Here is a 14,560-nt window from a genome sequence, read left to right as displayed (position 1 = left end):
CGTATCCGACGGCGACGCCCCGACGGCGCTGCCGACCGGTGGAGCGGGCCGCAGGATCACCAGGAAACGGGCAGCGTCTTCACTCCGTACACGATGCTCCCCGTGCTGAAGTCGAGCTCCTCCTCCGGTACGGCGAGGCGGAGCCCGGGCAGACGACGCAGCAGCGTTTCCAGGATGATGTGCAACTCGGCGCGTGCCAGGGGTTGTCCGAGGCACTGATGGACCCCGAAGCCGAACGCGAGATGGCGGCGTGCGTCGCGCGTGAGGTCGAGCTGTGAGGGGTGGGCACAGCCCTCCGTGCCGAACAGGTCCTCGTCCCGGTTGGCTGTGGACAGCATGCAGATCACTGCGCTTCCGGCGGCCAGGGACGTTCCCGCGATCTCCACAGGTTCAGTGGCCACCCGGGCCAGTCCCAGATGGATGATCGTGAGGTGGCGCAGCAACTCCTCGACTGCCGCGGGGATCAGCTCCGGGCGCTCGCGCAGCAGCGTGATCTGCTCCGGGTCGCGCAGCAGCGCCAGGGTGCACATGGCGCTCATGTTGGCCGTGCTCTCGTGGCCGGTGACCAGGAGCAGGAAGCCCAAAGAGGCGGTCTCCTGCGGGGTGAGGTCGTCGCGCGCCACCAGCCGGCTGAGGATGTCGTCACCGGGCTCGCGCTGTTTGTCGGCGGCGAGTCGGGTCAGGTAGGCCGTGAGCTCGTGGTGGGCTTGGGCGGCCTGTTCGTGGCTGGTGCTGTTGTCGAGAAGGGTCCGGCTCAGGGACTGGAAGAGGTCGTGATCCTGGTACGGGACGCCGAGCATCAGGCAGATGACCAGGGAAGGAACCGGCAGCGCGAAGTCACCGACCAGGTCGGCCGGCGCCCCCTTCGCGACCATGCGGTCGATGGCCTCGTCGACGATGCGCTGGATGCCGGGCCGTAGCGCCTCGATGCGCTTCACCAGGAAGTCCTTGGTGACCATGCGGCGCAGTCGGGCGTGCTCGGGGTCGTCCATGCGGATGAAGCTCGGTTTGGCGGTGGCCAGTTCACGCTGGCCCGGGGAGAGGAAAGGAAAGCCGGGGGTGCGGGCGTCGGCGCTGAAGCGGGCGTCCGCGAGGACGGCGCGGACTTCCTGGTATCCGGTGATCAGCCAGCACGGTGAACCGTCCGGCAACAGGGTGCGGGTGATGGGCCGTTCGGCTGCCGCCTCCAGATAGGCGGGCGGCGGGTCGTAGGGGCAACTGCCGTATGGCGCCGGAAGCGTGAGAGTGGATGCCGTGGAGGTGAGTGACATGGGGGCAGGGCTCTCCGTGAGTGGGGAGGGGGGAGGGCTTACGACGTGGGCGTGAGGATGATCGCCCCACCAGGGCACAGTGCGGCGGCCAACCGGACACTGTGCTGTGCCGAGGACACCTGGCGCCCGGGGCGGAGCATGACGAGGCCGTCGTCGTCGTTCTGCTCGAAGACATCGGGGGCGGTGGTGACGCACTGGCCCGAGCTGCAGCACCGCCCGCGGTCGACACGTACGTCGACGTCCTTGTCCGGCGTGGCATCGTCGTGCTCCGCGGGTGGCCGTTCGGCTGCCCGGTGGCTGTCGCGACCGGCGTCCGCACGGTCGTGATCGGTACCGGGTTCGTCAGGCGGCGTACGCAGAGTGCGCAGCGTCATGCACATCATGGCCGACTGCCCGGCCAGGACGAGGAGTTCGACCAGCTGGTCGGAGTGCAGCCGCTGGGCCAGCCGCTCCCATGTGGCATCCGGTACATCGGCGCGGTCGGCCAGCGCGTCGACGGTCTGCAACAGCGCCAAGTCGTCGGGACTCCAGCCGTAGGCCTCCAGCGGTGCGGCGGTGGCGGCCGTCTCGTCGGGGCGCAGTCCGGCAGCACTGGCCTGGGGCGTGTGGCGATCGTGGACGAATGCGGAGTCGAGGCGGTGGGCGGTGCGCAGGATGGTCAGTTCGCGATCGCGCGCGGGCAGGGTGCCGTCGTGGGTGAGGATCTTGGCGAGCGCCAACCAGGCCTCGGCCAGCGGGAGATGGTGGGCCAGGGTGCCGAACAGATTGATCCGTCCCGGCCCGTCCTTGCGGGACGCGTCGAGGACCGCGTGCAGGACGGGTGGCCACTGGTCCGAGGGGACGGGGGTGATGCGGGGCTGCCTGTCGGAAGGGCTCCGGGGCGCCTCGACGGCGAGGGTCCGAGCGGGGGAGTGGGAGGTCATGGTGGAGGCTCCGTACACAGGGCTGGTTGGTCGGCCGAAGGTGCGTGGTGGTCTCACCATTCGCACAGGACCAGGCCACTGCTGGCTCCACTGGCGAAGCCGAATAGGCCCACCAGATCGCCGCGTTGTAGTCGTCCGGCTTTGAGGGCGGTGGCCAGCTGGAGGGGGATGGTGTTGGTGGCGACGTTTCCGTGGGTGGGGAAGGTGGTGAGGATCTGCCCGGGATCCACGCCGACCCAGTCGCAGGCGACCTTGGTGAAGGCCACCGACGGTTGGTGGATACAGGCGAGATCCAGGTCGCCGACTTTCACCCCGAAGTCGTGCAGTGCGCCGCGCACCTTCTCGGGCATGCCCTCGAAGGAGGCCACCAACTGGGCGGAATCGATGCGCAGATGACCGAGAGTGCGGTGCTGGGCGTAGGGGTTGGGCAGGGTCGCGGCCTGCCAGCCCCAGGAGTTGGCGAAGAACCGGCTGCCGAGGATGCCGGGCCGCCCGGAGGCCTCGACCAGGACGGCGGATCCCATGTCGCCGGTGCTCAGACTCGGCAGGGCGTGCAGGACGTCGGCCGCGTCATCCACCGACCATCGGCTCTCTCGGGTGCTGACCTCGGCGGTGGTGATGAGGACGCGGCGGTACTGGCCGGTCCTGATGAACGCGTCGGCGACTTCCAGCGCGTTGAGCACGCCGTTGCAGGCGTTCTTCAGATCGAAGACGGGACAGCCGAGTCCCAGTTTGGCGGCGACGACATGGGCCGTGGCCGGCTCTTCCATGTCGGCGAGGATGCCGGCGAACAGCAACAGGTCGATGTCACCGGGGCCGGTGCCGTGTTCGTCGAACAAGGCACGGGCGGCCTGGGCGGCGAGATCGGAGGGCTGCTCGTCGGCGGGCGCGACGCTGCGCGCCTGTAGCCCGTACATGTGGCGCAGCACACCGGGGGACAGGGAGATGCCGGGGTTGTGGTCCCGGAACCGGTCCTCGGCCTCGGCCACGGTCTGCCGGCCGAGGGGAATGTGGACGCTGGCGTGGGCGAGCGCGCTGTACACGGTCACAGGGGAGGTGACTTTCTGAGGGTGAAGAGGTGCGGGGGAACGCTGCGGGGAGGTGACTCCGGTTCAGGGCGCGCGCAGGACGAGCACCACGTTGTGGCCACCGAAGCCGAACGAATGGCTGGCGGCGGCCCGTACGGTCTGCTGTCGGGGCCGGTCCACCACGCAGTCCAGGGGATACGCCAGAGTGCCGGACGTGAGGTTGCCGACGGGAGGGACGCTCGAGTGGTGGATCGTCAGGGCCGTCAGGGCCGCCTCGATCGCACCGGCCGCGCCGAGGCTGTGCCCGAGGACCCCCTTGGCGGAGGTCACGGTGGGCCCGTGGGGCAGGACACGTGCGATGAGCTCGGCCTCGGTCTGATCGTTCAACGGGGTCGACGTGCCATGGGCGTTGACATGATCGATGTCCCCCGGCGCGAGCCCGGCTTCGCCGATGGCGGCGCGCAGTGCCACTTCCGCCACCGTGCCGCCGGGGGCGGGGGCCGTGGGGTGGTGGGCGTCCGAGCTCAGGCCGATGCCGGCGAGCTGGGCGTACTGCTTCTGTCCGCGTGCTCGCGCGTCCTCGGCGCGTTCGAGTACGAGGACGGCCGCCCCCTCGGAGATGACGAAGCCGTCACGGTCGGCGGCGAACGGCCTGGAGGCTCGTGAGGGATCGTCCGTACGGGAGGAGAGGGCACCCATCCTGTGGAAGCCGGTGGTGACGACCGGGCTGATCGCGGCCTCGGTGCCGCCGGCCACCGCGATGTCGCAGGCACCCGAAAGGAGCAGGTCACGGGCGACCGCCAGGGCGCTGGCCCCCGAGGCGCAGGCGGTCTCCGTGGCCAGGGACGGACCGCGTGCGTTCAGATCGAGCAGGACCTCACCGGCGGCCATGTTGGAGATCAGCATCGGGATCAGGACGGGGGACACCAGGTCGGGGCCCGCCTGCATGCGCAGGGTCTGCTCCTCCAGGTGGGCCGCGCCGGCCAGCCCCGAACCGATGACGACAGCCACCCGGGCGCCGTCCCAGTCGGTCGGAACTAGGCCCGCGTCGGCCACCGCCTCACGCGCCGCGAGCACGGCAAGCTGCGAGAACCGGCCCATCCGCCAGGCCTTGCCGCCGCCGATCCTGGCCTGCTCCGGGGTCATCTCCGGAATGCGGCAGGAGAAGTCGACGGGAAGTTCCTTGAGCTGGGGGTCGTGGGCCGCCGTGGACTCACCGCGCAGTACGCCCGCCCAGGTCGCCTCGCGGCCGACACCGGCCGGGGTGATGAGCCCCAGGCCGGTGACGGCGACCGTACGGCTGTCCACCGTCACAGCGCGCCCGCCGCGGTGCGCTTGGCGGCCAAGGTGGCGGTGAGCTCGGCGATCGTGGTGCTCTTCGTCGCCTCGTGCTCCTGCACCTCGACGGCCAGCTCTTCCTGGAGGGCCAGGGCGAGTTCGGCCAGGGCCAGGGAGTCCAGATCGAGGCTCTCCAGTGTGGCCCCGGGGAGGATGCGGTCCTGGAGAACCTCGAACTTTCCGGTCAGTACGGACTGGATCGCGGTGTCGATCGAAGGCATGGCTGTGCCCTTTCAGGTGATGGAACGGAGGCAGGTGATGGAACGGGAGGCAGGGGAGGGGGAAATGGGGAGAGCTGCTGATCAGGCGTCGCGCAGGGGGCCGTCGCCGGTGCTGTGGACGGAGGGGACCGGGGCGAGCCGGGGCCACAGCAGGGCGGCGGAGCCCCAGGTGAGCCCCGCCCCGAAAGAGGTGAGCAGGACGCGCTGCCCGGAGTGGAGGCTGCTGTTCGCGGCTGCGTCGGCCAGTGCCAGCGGAATGGAGGCGGCCCCGGTGTTGCCGACGCGGTCGATGTTGGAGACCTGCCGGTCGGCGGCCAGGGGGATGCGGTCGGCCACGGCGCTCAGGATGCGTGCGTTGGCCTGGTGCGCCACGAACCGGTCGACGTCGTCCACCGACCAGCCCACATTCTTGAGCAGCACCTGTGAGGAGAGCGTCATGCGGGTGACGGCATGTTGGAACACGTCATGCCCTCGCATCCGGAAGTGCAGGTCCTCCGGGGTGTAGCGGTCGGGCGCGGAGCGGGCAAGCGCGCCACCGCCCGGCACTTCGATCAGGTCATGACCGGCGCCGTCACTGCCCAGGTCGAAGCCGAGGATGCTGCCCGGCTCCCCGTGTTCGCCGCGGCGCAGCACCACCGCACCCGCCCCGTCCGCGAAGACGACGCCGGCACCACGGTCGTCCGGGGCGATCAGCGTGGAGTACACCTCGGCTGCGACGACCAGGACCCGGTGGGCGATTCCCGCCCCGATCACACCGGCGGCGGTGGCGAGGGCGTAGACGAATCCGCTGCACGCGGCGGCCACGTCCCAGGCCGCGACCTGGCCGAGACCGAGCCGGTGCGCCAGTTGTGGTGCCATGGCGGGCATCGGCCGGTCGGGGGTGGACGTAGCCACGATGACCGCGTCGACAGGGTGATCGGTGGCCGCGTCGAGCCGGTGGAGCGGCGCGGCGGCCGCCACATCCAGCGCCCGGGCCGCGGCCCGGAGGGCGAGGTCGCCGGTCGACACTCCGGGGCCGACCCAGTGGCGCGTTCCGATGCCGGTGCGACGGCGCACCCAGGCGTCGTCGGTCTCCCAGGCGGCCGGCAGCTCGTTGTTGCTCACCGCGCGCGGCGGCACGACGCCGGCAAGGCCCTCGATCACGGCCGTCCGCTCTCCGGCCGCCCCCGGTGCGTGCGACCGTGTCACTGGAGAGTCCTCTTCTCGCCGTCGGCCGCCCCGCGGCGTGCTGTACCTCTCGTCGGCCGCCTCCACTCAGCAGCAGCACTGAGTCTGAACTTGGCTGCGGAGCACAAGAGTTCGCCAGACACCCACACCTCACCCGGAATCGCGTCCTGCTGGAATCGGCATGACCTTATGGGCGCAAAGGATCTTGGGAGAATGGTGTGGTCCTCGAACGAAAGACCTAGACGCGGGAGTTGCCGGTGATTGCGCAGCTCACACGGGCTGCTGCAGGAACGTTACGGCCGTTGCGCCGAACGAGAGTCACGCCAAGGGGTGAAGATTTTCCGCTACCGCGGTGCAGGTGTGACGCCGGGGAGAGTTGCGAGGCAGGGCGCGGAGACACCTCGGTCATCTGCGTCCCGGTCGGTGAACGACCGGCCCGGTCGGCGATTCCGGGATCGGCCCGGGGGCGTTGTTGAACGTGTTGAATTCGGTGTGCGAGGCGTCGGTTCCCTCCTGTGGCGATACGCCGTCGCCAGCAGGGCACTCGCGCGCCGCGTCCGCCTGCGCGGCACTCGGGCGGGACGAGCCGTGAACGGTGAGGAGGCGCGCGACAAGCCAGGGATCGTTCATGTCTCCATGCTCGGTGATCCGTTCGGCGCGTGCATGTCCGCACGGTCGTACGGCGCGCCGCTCAAGACCGTTGTGCCGAGCGGATACGTGCGATTTCCCGGGCCGCCCTGATCGAAGCGATGGCGGCGTTCATCTCCGATGCGGTGTCCACGGCGGCGTTCACCGCATCGCTGTGGCCCTCGGCGTGGTGCAGCCACCCTCTGGCGAGCAGCGTGAACAGAACCGCGCGCGCTTCCTGTGCGGGCCGCGCGTCGAGCGATGCGGTGAGTGCCGCATGGGCCTCACGCGGCTCACCGAGGCGAAACAGAACGGCGGCCTGCTGATAGTGCAAGGCCGCCGCCGAGTAGACCGCGAAGGGTTCCTCGCCGCCCGTGTAGCGAGGCATCAACCGGGACGCGGTCTCCAGCCACTTCAGCGCTGCCGCCCGTTCCCCGCTCGCCGCGTACACCCGGGCCGCCTGAGCGGCGACGTACACACGCACCGGCCTCGACGTGTGGCGGGAGATCTCCAGAGCGCGGTTCAGATATCCCGTCGCAAGGGCGGTCCTGCCCCGCAGCAGGGCGCTCTCGCTCAACTGCCGCAGCGCGATGGCCTGGACGGCCTTGTCCTCCGCGTGGTCGGCGAGCGCTTCGGCGGCGGTCAGTGCGTCCTGTGCCTCCTGGGTGCGGCATGCGTCGGTGTAGCTGCCGGCCAGGAGAACCGCGGTGCGTGCAACATGAACGAGACCCGCCCTCGACTCCGCTCCCGTGGACGCGGCGTCGCCCCCGGGGCTGAAGGCGGACCGCAGGTAGGCCAGAAGGACCGGCCCGGTGCGCTTCCCGCCCAGAGCGGCTGTCTGCCCCACGAAGAACCGCTCGGCTCCTCGCCACACCTGCTCGTGCCAGGCCTGAACGGGCCTGTCCCCGCTGTCGGGACCTGGGCTCTGTCCGGGTACGCGGGTGCGGGGTGCCGCGTCGCCCCTGCCTGCCTCCTGGAGGCCGCCTGCTTCGAGGCCGGGGATGGCGGCGATGAGCGCGGCCGCACCCCTGAGCACCGGTGGCCGGGCATCGGCGAGCCCCAACTCCACCGGCGTGATCAGACGCCCGAGGCGTTGGGTGAAGAGCCCGCACAGCAGTTCCGGCACCGGGTTGCGAGGGCGAGAACCGCGCACCCAGTGCGCCACCGTCGACCGGTCGAAGCTGGTACCCGGCTTGCGTCGGAACGCGGCGGTGTTGACGCGGCGGGCCAGCGCCTCGTACGTCCAGCCCGCTTCACGGATCAGGCTCAGCAGAGAATCGTTGGGCGCGGCCATGGCCTCACTCCGTCACGACGAAGGCGGGAACGCGGGAACGCGGGAGGAACCTCTCCCAGGCCCAACGGGCCCGCCGGCCTACGGTTTCGGCATGCGGAATCCCTACACGACAGTTCCACGACCGTGGAGTGGTGGCCCGGGGCATTTTGCGCGGCGCCACGCTCGGCCATGGCGCCGCCGCGGGCTGCGTGTGCACAACTGATCAGCCGTTCGAACCGCAGGCTGTGAGCGTTCGTCGGCCCGCTCGTCGCGGGCGGCGGTTCAAGTGCGGGTCGGTACCGGTGTGGACGATGTGGCGGCCGACGACCGCAGTTGTTCGACCACGTCGGCCAAGTGCACGGCAGCAGCCCGTGCCGCTGCCGTGGCGTCACCGCTGACGATTCCGTCGATGATGTCCAGGTGCTGCTGCAACGACTGGGCGGGACGGCCCGGGCGCAGGGCCAGCCGGAACTGGAAACGCACCATCGGTCCGTTGAGTCGTTCGAGTTGGCGCCTGGCCACCTCCTGACCGCTGGCCTCGACCACCAGTTCGTGCAGGCGCTGGTTGAGGGCGGAGTAGGTGTGCACCGCTCCGTCCGCGACGGCCTGCCGCATCTCTGTGCCGATCCGGCGCAGCTCCGTACGCTGCGCCTCGTTCGCCTGCGTGGCGGCCTTCATGGCGCACAGCTGCTCAAGGGCGGAGCGGCACTCGGTGATCTGGATGGCCTCGTCCACGGAGACCGCCCGGATGCGGGCGCCGCGGCGGGGGATGATCTCGACGATCTCCTCGGCGGCGAGGTCCTGCAGGGCCTCGCGGACGGCGCTGCGGGTCGTCCCGTAGGACTCGGCGAGGTCGTTCTCCACAAGTCGCTGCCCGGGCACCAGGTCCCCGGAGCGCAAGGAATGCCTGATGGCGTCGGCCACGTACTGGCGTGCGGCGGCGCCCGTCAGCTTGTCCGTCAACTCGTTCGACCTCTTTCATCGGCAGGTCTGTGCAGGTGAAGCCTAGAGCCGTGGGGGCTCAGGGCGTGCCCTGGGGGACTTCTTTTGTAATTTCATCAAACATCTTGTCAACAATCTGGTTGATGATCTAGTTTCCTCTGCGTATCACCCGTTGACGAAGGAGTGCCGATGCCTGCCGAAGCAGTCGCCCGGACCCACGGGGCGCGCCGTCACGGCTCCCAGACCGCGATTCCGTGCCTGTTCATGCGGGGCGGGACGTCGCGGGGGCCGTTCTTCGACGCGCGACTGCTGCCCGAGGACACCGGGCTCCGAGACGCCGTACTCCTTGCCGCGATGGGATCTCCCGACCCGCGCCAGATCGACGGTGTCGGCGGCGGGCACTCGCTGACCAGCAAGGTCGGCATCGTGAGGCCGGGCACGGAACCCGGCGTCGACGTGGAGTGGACCTTCGTCCAGATACAGCCCGGCGGGGACACCGCCGACACCTCATCCAACTGCGGCAACATGCTGGCTGCCGTGCTGCCGTTCGCCGTCGAGACCGGCATGGTCGTCCCCGACACCGATCGCACCACCGCCCGTGTGCGTACCCGCAACACCGGCATGGTCGCCGAGATCACCGTCGCCACCCCACTGGGCACGGACGGGGCGCGGTACGTCGACTACCAGGGCGACGCCCGTATCGACGGTGTCCCCGGCACCGCCGCTCCGGTCGAGATCGGCTTCCTGGACACGGCCGGCTCCGTCGCGGGATCCCTGCTCCCCACCGGGCGCGCGCGCGACACCATCGAGGTTCCCGGCTGTGGCGCTGTCGATGTCACCCTGATCGACAACGGCCAGCCCCTGGTGATCGTGGCAGCCGAGCGCCTCGGCGCCACCGGCTACGAGACACCGGCACAGATCGACGCCGACGCCGGGCTCAAGGCCCGTGTCGAGGCGCTGCGCCTGATCTGCGGCGAAGCCATGGGCCTGGGCGACGTCACGGAGAAGAACTACCCGAAGATGACGCTGGTGGCGCCGCCGCGTCACGGGGGCACCCTCTCCACGCGCAGCCTCATCCCACGGGTGTGCCACCAGTCCATCGGCGTGCTCGCCGCCGTCACTGCCGCGACTGCCTGTGTACTCGAAGACAGCGTCGCCCGTGACGTCGCCGCGGAGGTTTCCGGCACGGAGCCCACCGTCTCCGTCGAGCACCCGTCCGGAGAGTTCAGCGTCACCCTCGGCCTCGCCCCTGACGATCCCCAGCAGGTCACGCGCTCCGCGCTGCTGCGCACCGCCCGTCTCGTCATGGCCGGCGATCTGCTGATACCCCGTTCCCTCTGGGACCCCACTCCCACCGCTCTGGAGAACACCGCGTGATCATCGACGTCCACGGCCACTACACGACGGCGCCGGCCCCGCTGGGGGAATGGCGCCAGGCCCAGACCGCCGCGCTCACCGACCCGGCACAGGCACCCGGCCCCGCGGGGCCCGCCATCAGTGACGACCAGATCCGCGAGTCCATCGAGACGAACCAACTGCGTCTCATGGACGAGCGAGGCATCGACGTCACCGTCTTCTCCCCCCGCGCCTCGTTCATGGCCCACCACATCGGCGACTTCGCCACCTCCTCCGCGTGGGCCCGTATCTGCAACGACCTGTGCCACCGCGTGGCCGAGCTCTACCCCGGGCGATTCGCCCCCGGCGCGATGCTGCCGCAGTCACCGGGGGCCGATCCGGCCACCGTCATCCCCGAACTCGAACGCGCCGTCCTTGAGCTGGGCGCCGTCACCGTCAACATCAACCCGGACCCCTCCGGCGGTCACTGGACCGCACCACCGCTGACCGACCGGTCCTGGTACCCGGTGTGGGAGAAGCTCGCCGAGCTGGACGTGCCGGCCATGGTGCACGTCTCCACCAGCTGCAATCCGGCCTTCCACACCACCGGGGCGCACTACCTCAACGCCGACACGACCGCGTTCATGCAGCTGCTGAACGGGGATCTGTTCGCCGACTTCCCCGACCTGCGCCTGATCGTCCCGCACGGCGGCGGCGCCGTGCCGTACCACTGGGGCCGATTCCGGGGCCTGGCGCAGGCGTTGGGCAAGCCGGAGGCGGTGGAGTCACTGCTGCACAACGTCTTCTTCGACACCTGTGTCTACCACCAGCCCGGCATCAACCTGCTGCTTGAAGTGGTCCCGTACGCCAACATCCTCTTCGCCTCCGAGATGATCGGAGCCGTCCGTGGCATCGACCCGCACACCGGCCACCACTTCGACGACACCCGCCGTTACGTCGAGAACGCGGGCCTGTCGGACGAGAAACTGACCGCGATCGAGGAACGGAACGCCAGGCGTGTCTATCCCCGCCTGGACGCGCGCCTGACCGCCCAGGGTCGCTGAGTCCCCCCGCTGGCCCCGCCCCTCCGGCCGGGTTTCGCCTTCAGAGCGGATCGATCCGTCCGATCCGACCACCCACGACAGCGCAAGGAGCCACACCATGCACGAACTCGGAGTCGTCCACCGCACCATTGAACGCGCCGACCGCGCGGCGGTCGAGGCCCTGTCCCGGTTCGGGGTCGCCACGGTCCACGAGGCCATGGGCCGACTCGGCCTGATGCGTCCCCACATCCGGCCGGTCTACGAGGGCGCGAAGCTCTGCGGCACCGCCGTCACCGTGCTGCTGCAGCCCGGCGACAACTGGATGCTGCATGTGGCCGCCGAGCAGGTGCGCGAGGGCGACGTCGTCGTCGCGGGCTGCACCACCGAGAGCGAGGACGGCTTCTTCGGCGAGCTGCTCGCCACCTCCCTCCGCGCCCGTGGGGCCAAGGGCCTTGTCATCGACGGCGGCTGCCGCGATGTCGACGAGCTGCGGCAGATGGACTTCCCCGTCTTCTCTCGCGCGATCAACGCCAAGGGCACCGTCAAGGCCACGCTCGGTTCGGTCAACGTTCCTGTCGTCGTCGCCAACGCGCTGGTCAACCCGGGTGACGTGATCGTCGCTGACACCGACGGCGTCGTCGTCGTGCCCGCCGCCCGGGCCGCCGCGGTGGCCGAGGCGGCCGCGAGGCGCGAGGACGCCGAGGAGGGCAAGCGGGAACGGTTCAAGGTGGGCGAGCTGGGCCTGGACATGTACGCCATGCGCGGACGCCTCGCCGAGCACGGCCTGACCTACGTCGACTGACAGTACGAGGAGCACTCCCGATGACCGACCAGGACTTCGCCGTCACCCCCGGCTGGCTCGACTGGTACCGCGGCCCCACCAAGCCCGCCTTCGCCCTGCCTGCGGGAGCCGTGGACGCCCACTGCCACGTGTTCGGCCCCGGCGCCGAGTTTCCCTTCGCGGCCGAACGCAAGTACACGCCCGTCGACGCCTCCAAGCACGATCTCTTCGCCCTCCGCGACCATCTCGGCATCGCGCGCAACGTCATCGTGCAGGCCACCTGCCACGGCGCCGACAACAGCGCCCTGGTGGACGCCCTGCACAGCGCCGGTGACCGGGCCCGGGGGGTGGCGACCGTGCGCCCCGACGTCAGTGACGGACAACTGCGGCGCCTGCACGACGCGGGAGTGCGAGGGGTGCGCTTCAACTTCGTCCGACGCCTGGTGGACGCCGCACCCACCGAGGCCCTGGCGGCCATCGCCCGCAGGATCGCACCGCTGGGATGGCACGTCGTCCTCTACTTCGAGGCTCCGGATCTCGCCGACCTGGAGACGTTCTTCGCCTCCCTGCCCGTTCCGCTCGTCATCGACCACATGGGCCGCCCCGACGTCACCCGGAGTCCGGACGGCCCCGAGTTCGCCCGCTTCCTGCGCTTCGTCGAGACCAACGACGTCTGGGTCAAGGTCTCCTGCCCCGAGCGCCTGACCGTCACCGGACCACCCGCCCTTGACGGCGAGCGCCATGCCTACCGCGACGTCGTGCCGTTCGCCCGCAAGGTCGTCGACGAGTTCACCGACCGGGCCCTGTGGGGCACCGACTGGCCCCACCCGAACCTCAAGAACCACATGCCCGACGACGGCCTGCTGGTCGACCACATCCCGCATGTCGCCACGACCCCTGCCCGGCAGCAGGCCCTCTTGGTCGACAACCCCCGGCGTCTGTACTGGCCCGAAGAGGCCGGCTGACAGCAACCCACCGGCCCGGCAACGGTGCCGCGTCCCCATCCCAGGAGCGTGCAGTGCAGCACACCCCCGCCACCAACGCGGCCAACCGGCTCGACCGGTTGCCCATCTCGAAATTCCACAAAACCACGCTCTACGCGGTGGCGTTCGCCTACTTCTTCGAGTTCGCGGACATCAACACCTTCGCCATCACGGCCCCCGTGGTGCGCGAACAGTGGGGCTCCGGCGTCAACCACATCGCCTATGTGACCTCGCTGTCCTTCGTCGGCATGTTCTTCGGGGCTGTCGTCGCCGGCGGACTCGCCGACCGGCTGGGGCGCCGGCGCATGCTCATCGTGACCACGTTCTGGTACACCGTCTGGTCCTTCGCGTGCGTCTTCGCCTGGGACATCTGGTCCCTGGGCGTCTTCCGCGTGCTGACCTCCGCGGGCCTCTCCGCGATGACCGTCATCGCCGTCGTCTACATCAGCGAGCTCTACCCGCGAGCCAAGCGCGGAAAGTTCCAGGCGTACGCCGTCGTCATCGGCATCTGCGGCACCCCCGTCACCAACCTCATCGCCTCCGCTGTCGTGCCCATGTCCGACTGGTCCTGGCGCCTGGTCTACCTGTGGGGCTCGATCGGCTTCCTGTTCCTGTTCTTCGTACGGAAACTCGAGGAGTCTCCGCAGTGGCTCGAGTCCCGCGGCCGCCACGAGGAGGCCGACGCCGTTCTGACGCGCATCGAGGCGGGTGCGGCAGCTGAGCACGGTGAGCTGCCCGCCGCGCGGAATCCGCAGCCGCAGGGTCCGGTCGGCAGGACCGGTCTCGCCATGCTCAAGGACAGGAAGTTCCTGTTCCCCACGATCCTGCTGTCGGTCCTGTGGATCACCCAGACCATCGGCTTCTTCGGCTACTCCAGCTGGGCGCCGACGCTGCTGGCCGCCGAGGGCGTCAGCGTGGAGGACTCGATCTTCTACGTGGCTCTGACGACGGTCGGCGCACCGCTCGGCTCCTTCCTCGCGGCGATGGTCACCGACCGGTTCGAGCGCAAATGGTGCCTGGTGGTCTTCGGGCTGATCATCGCCACGTCCGGCCTGCTGTACGGACTGACGTTCACCCCGGTCCTCATCGTCGTGTTCGGGTTCATGGTCAACCTCTTCGAGCGCGGCTACACCGCCCTGGCCTACGCGTACTCGCCGGAACTCTTCGACACCCGGGGCCGCTCGCTCGGCACCAGCATCGCCTACGGCCTGGGCCGGCTGTCGAACGCGGCAGGACCGCTGATGATCGCCGGGATCTACAACGGCGTCGGCTACGAGGCGGTCTTCATGTTCATCGCCGGAACCTGGATCCTCGGAGCCCTCGTGCTGGCCGTCTTCGCCCCGGCCACGCGCCGCCGCCGACTGGCGGCGGAGGCGCAGGAGAGGCGGGAGCCCGATATCCCAGAGGCACCGGCGACCCCGACCTCCACCGAACCCTTCATCGAGGAAGAAATCGCTCCCCGGTAAACCGCGCCGCCCGGCGGGATTGAAGGCCGGGACGGGATTGAAGCCGGGCTGTCGGGGGTCGTCTCGGTGGGCATCCCGGCCCCCTTCGGATGGGTGAGGACCCGGTGCATCGGCAGCGTGTTGACGTGCATTGGCGCTGAATGGAGCAGGTGCGGCGCGAGC

At 69.9% G+C, this 14,560-nt stretch carries 14 protein-coding genes; 5 read left to right on the top strand and 9 right to left on the bottom strand.

Annotated features, from left to right (window positions below; translation table 11 throughout):
* Positions 1-56 precede the first annotated feature (56 nt).
* From ACZ5CR_RS40085 to ACZ5CR_RS40045, 9 genes are all read right to left on the bottom strand, one after another.
* Positions 57-1,271 carry a cytochrome P450 gene (locus tag ACZ5CR_RS40085; RefSeq protein WP_468867191.1) on the bottom strand — a complete coding sequence of 405 codons (1,215 nt, stop codon included), beginning with the start codon at positions 1,269-1,271 and terminating at the stop codon, positions 57-59.
* Between the two features lie 38 nt (positions 1,272-1,309).
* Positions 1,310-2,194 carry a carboxymuconolactone decarboxylase family protein gene (locus tag ACZ5CR_RS40080; protein WP_468867189.1) on the bottom strand — a complete coding sequence of 295 codons (885 nt, stop codon included), beginning with the start codon at positions 2,192-2,194 and terminating at the stop codon, positions 1,310-1,312.
* Between the two features lie 53 nt (positions 2,195-2,247).
* Positions 2,248-3,243, bottom strand: coding sequence for a 3-oxoacyl-ACP synthase III family protein (locus ACZ5CR_RS40075; RefSeq protein WP_468867187.1), 996 nt, complete (start codon positions 3,241-3,243; stop codon positions 2,248-2,250).
* A gap of 63 nt (positions 3,244-3,306) precedes the next feature.
* Positions 3,307-4,536, bottom strand: coding sequence for a beta-ketoacyl-[acyl-carrier-protein] synthase family protein (locus ACZ5CR_RS40070; protein WP_468867185.1), 1,230 nt, complete (start codon positions 4,534-4,536; stop codon positions 3,307-3,309).
* Positions 4,533-4,781, bottom strand: coding sequence for a phosphopantetheine-binding protein (locus ACZ5CR_RS40065; protein ID WP_468867183.1), 249 nt, complete (start codon positions 4,779-4,781; stop codon positions 4,533-4,535). Before ACZ5CR_RS40065 ends, ACZ5CR_RS40070 begins: the two co-directional genes overlap by 4 nt.
* An 81-nt stretch (positions 4,782-4,862) precedes the next feature.
* Positions 4,863-5,969 carry a beta-ketoacyl-ACP synthase 3 gene (locus ACZ5CR_RS40060; RefSeq protein ID WP_468867181.1) on the bottom strand — a complete coding sequence of 369 codons (1,107 nt, stop codon included), beginning with the start codon at positions 5,967-5,969 and terminating at the stop codon, positions 4,863-4,865.
* Between the two features lie 384 nt (positions 5,970-6,353).
* Positions 6,354-6,578 (bottom strand): hypothetical protein, encoded by a 225-nt coding sequence (locus ACZ5CR_RS40055; RefSeq protein ID WP_468867178.1) that lies wholly within the window; start codon positions 6,576-6,578, stop codon positions 6,354-6,356.
* A 61-nt stretch (positions 6,579-6,639) separates the two neighbouring features.
* On the bottom strand, positions 6,640-7,869 hold the full coding sequence (locus ACZ5CR_RS40050) for a tetratricopeptide repeat protein (RefSeq protein ID WP_468867176.1): 1,230 nt from the start codon (positions 7,867-7,869) through the stop codon (positions 6,640-6,642).
* A gap of 261 nt (positions 7,870-8,130) precedes the next feature.
* Positions 8,131-8,811 carry a GntR family transcriptional regulator gene (locus tag ACZ5CR_RS40045; protein ID WP_468867174.1) on the bottom strand — a complete coding sequence of 227 codons (681 nt, stop codon included), beginning with the start codon at positions 8,809-8,811 and terminating at the stop codon, positions 8,131-8,133.
* A 168-nt stretch (positions 8,812-8,979) separates the two neighbouring features.
* Between ACZ5CR_RS40045 and ACZ5CR_RS40040 the strand changes: the two genes are divergently transcribed.
* The 5 genes from ACZ5CR_RS40040 to ACZ5CR_RS40020 all read left to right on the top strand — a co-directional run bounded on the left by ACZ5CR_RS40040 (position 8,980) and on the right by ACZ5CR_RS40020 (position 14,398).
* The gene (locus ACZ5CR_RS40040; RefSeq protein ID WP_468867171.1) at positions 8,980-10,167 is read left to right on the top strand and encodes a 4-oxalomesaconate tautomerase; all 1,188 of its coding nucleotides are present in this window, start codon (positions 8,980-8,982) and stop codon (positions 10,165-10,167) included.
* Complete coding sequence (locus ACZ5CR_RS40035) at positions 10,164-11,189, top strand: amidohydrolase family protein (protein WP_468867168.1); 1,026 nt, start codon at positions 10,164-10,166, stop codon at positions 11,187-11,189. The genes ACZ5CR_RS40040 and ACZ5CR_RS40035 overlap by 4 nt, the downstream gene beginning before the upstream one ends.
* 97 nt (positions 11,190-11,286) lie before the next feature.
* Positions 11,287-11,970, top strand: a complete 684-nt coding sequence (gene ligK, locus ACZ5CR_RS40030; protein ID WP_468867166.1) for a 4-carboxy-4-hydroxy-2-oxoadipate aldolase/oxaloacetate decarboxylase — start codon at positions 11,287-11,289, stop codon at positions 11,968-11,970.
* 20 nt (positions 11,971-11,990) lie between these two features.
* Positions 11,991-12,914: an amidohydrolase family protein gene (locus tag ACZ5CR_RS40025; RefSeq protein WP_468867164.1), complete on the top strand. Its 924-nt coding sequence runs from the start codon at positions 11,991-11,993 to the stop codon at positions 12,912-12,914.
* A 53-nt stretch (positions 12,915-12,967) separates the two neighbouring features.
* Entirely contained in the window at positions 12,968-14,398 is a 1,431-nt protein-coding gene (locus ACZ5CR_RS40020; protein WP_468867161.1) for an MFS transporter, read from the top strand.
* Positions 14,399-14,560 lie beyond the last annotated feature (162 nt).

The sequence above is a fragment of the Streptomyces sp. NPDC031274 genome, from assembly GCF_055570235.1.
This window is presented reverse-complemented; position numbering and strand designations above follow the sequence as displayed.

What these genes read in the sequence shown, in the direction of transcription:
- ACZ5CR_RS40085 (WP_468867191.1), bottom strand. Translation starts at nt 1,271, where the DNA reads ATGTCACTCACCTCCACGGCATCCACTCTCACGCTTCCGGCGCCATAC.
- ACZ5CR_RS40080 (WP_468867189.1), bottom strand. Translation starts at nt 2,194, where the DNA reads ATGACCTCCCACTCCCCCGCTCGGACCCTCGCCGTCGAGGCGCCCCGG.
- ACZ5CR_RS40065 (WP_468867183.1), bottom strand. Translation starts at nt 4,781, where the DNA reads ATGCCTTCGATCGACACCGCGATCCAGTCCGTACTGACCGGAAAGTTC.
- ACZ5CR_RS40055 (WP_468867178.1), bottom strand. Translation starts at nt 6,578, where the DNA reads ATGAACGATCCCTGGCTTGTCGCGCGCCTCCTCACCGTTCACGGCTCG.
- ACZ5CR_RS40050 (WP_468867176.1), bottom strand. Translation starts at nt 7,869, where the DNA reads ATGGCCGCGCCCAACGATTCTCTGCTGAGCCTGATCCGTGAAGCGGGC.
- ACZ5CR_RS40040 (WP_468867171.1), top strand. Translation starts at nt 8,980, where the DNA reads ATGCCTGCCGAAGCAGTCGCCCGGACCCACGGGGCGCGCCGTCACGGC.
- ligK (WP_468867166.1), top strand. Translation starts at nt 11,287, where the DNA reads ATGCACGAACTCGGAGTCGTCCACCGCACCATTGAACGCGCCGACCGC.
- ACZ5CR_RS40025 (WP_468867164.1), top strand. Translation starts at nt 11,991, where the DNA reads ATGACCGACCAGGACTTCGCCGTCACCCCCGGCTGGCTCGACTGGTAC.